Genomic DNA, 1,622 nt, shown 5'->3' on the forward strand with positions numbered 1-1,622 from the left:
CCAGCCAATCTCTTTGATGTCTTCTAGGGTCCAGTACTCGAACCTAGTGTAGGCTGCGCCATTGCCTTCTAGGGATAGTTCGACGCGTTCGCCGGCGAGTAGCTTTTTGATTTTGGTGTTGTAGTCGATAGCCATTTTTATTTCCTTTCATGTTGTGCTGTAAGGCTTTGAACTGCCTTACGAGTACTAGTATATGTCGCACCGTGCGACATTGCAAGGTGTAAACAAGTGACCTACGCAACAAAAAAATAAGGCCCGGCCAAAACGACCAGACCTCACAAGTACCCCCGCTTTCGCGGGGAATATGAAATAACAACACTTTCGCGTTGCCCCTGTTACGGGTTACCCCCGCTTTCGCGGGGAATGCCTACACTGTACCACCCCTAAATAACCGTGTCCATAGCGGCGGCAAGCTGTTTATCTCGCGCTAATTCTGCGTGCTGATAGATCATCGCAGTTTCTATATCGCTATGCCCCGCGCGGTGCATAAGCTCAGCAGCAGTAGCCCCAGCACGCGCGAAAGCCGTAAGCCCCGTATGCCGCAAATCATGGAAGCGCATACGCGGCAACCCTGCAGCCTTTACCGCTTTATCGAAGCGGTTTTTTAGATGCTTGCCCCGCATGAATTCATCCGGTTTGCCTGGGTAGTGAATAATTAGGCCCTCTCTGGAGCTTTGCACATACTTGCTCATGTGATCTTTTAGACGCGCTAGGATCGAGGGCGGCAAGGCAACGTCACGCACGCCTGCAGCACTTTTCGGGGGCCCCTCGAACCATTCCCCCCGGACCCCCTGTTTTACTGCCCTGCGCACCTTTATAACGCCTTCCACAAGGTCAATATCCTTGCGCCGCAAGGCGCATACCTCACCAGAGCGTAAAGCGCACCAAGCGCCTAAATCTACTGCGATAGCACAGGCAGGAGGCATCGCGGCGCGGATAGCCTCTAGCTGGGCGTGCGTCAAAATTGGGTAGGATCGGCGCGCGGCTTTTTTACGCCCCCCGGTTGCGTGTACATCTTTGGCGGGATTCTCATATAACCATTTTTGCTCTACAGCCGCTTGTAAGATGCGTTGGAGGGTGGATAACGATTCTGCCTTTTTCTTATCCGAGGTGGAACGTTTCCCCTGCAGCCAGCCTTTGATCACATCTTCGGTTATCGCCTGTAGCTGCATTTTCCCTAGCGCAGGGGCTATATGCGCGTTCCAGTGGCTCCGATAGGAGCGCAGGGTCCCTGGGGACAGCCCACGCCGCTCGCAGGCATCAAAATATAAATTGTAGGCTTGCTGCAAAGTCTTATCGGGTAGGGGCGGCTTTTCAGCCTGTTTTGGTGCCATCCCGTTTTCTTCCGCGCTTATGCGCGCTTGCTGGGTGGCGAGCCAGGCCCGCGCGGCCCTTTTGGTTGTGAAAGTTGCTGGCGCGTTTACTCGCCTTCCACCCTCTGCAATATACGATGCTTGAAAATTTCCTGATGGTAGCTTGCGGACTTTTCCCCATGATGCGCGGCTCATTTTTCGTGCCTCCTGCGTGCCCTAACGTGCCCTTAACATACTCACACATCCCTACACTTAGCAACACTTACTAACATTGCCAACCGAGCTTTTCCCGCGTCCTAGCAACGAAAA

General features: G+C 53.6%; 1 protein-coding gene and 1 pseudogene. Both read right to left on the reverse strand.

From position 1 onward, the window contains the following. Nucleotides 1-383: 383 nt before the first annotated feature. Nucleotides 384-1,334, reverse strand: coding sequence for a tyrosine-type recombinase/integrase (locus G437_RS10770; protein WP_051141950.1), 951 nt, complete (start codon nucleotides 1,332-1,334; stop codon nucleotides 384-386). Between the two features lie 27 nt (nucleotides 1,335-1,361). Beyond that, nucleotides 1,362-1,508: pseudogene (locus G437_RS11690) on the reverse strand (hypothetical protein); the annotation flags it as partial. Between the last annotated feature and the right edge of the window lie 114 nt (nucleotides 1,509-1,622).

The sequence above is a fragment of the Winkia neuii subsp. neuii DSM 8576 genome, from assembly GCF_000420405.1.
GTDB classification, from domain to species: Bacteria; Actinomycetota; Actinomycetes; order Actinomycetales; family Actinomycetaceae; genus Winkia; species Winkia neuii.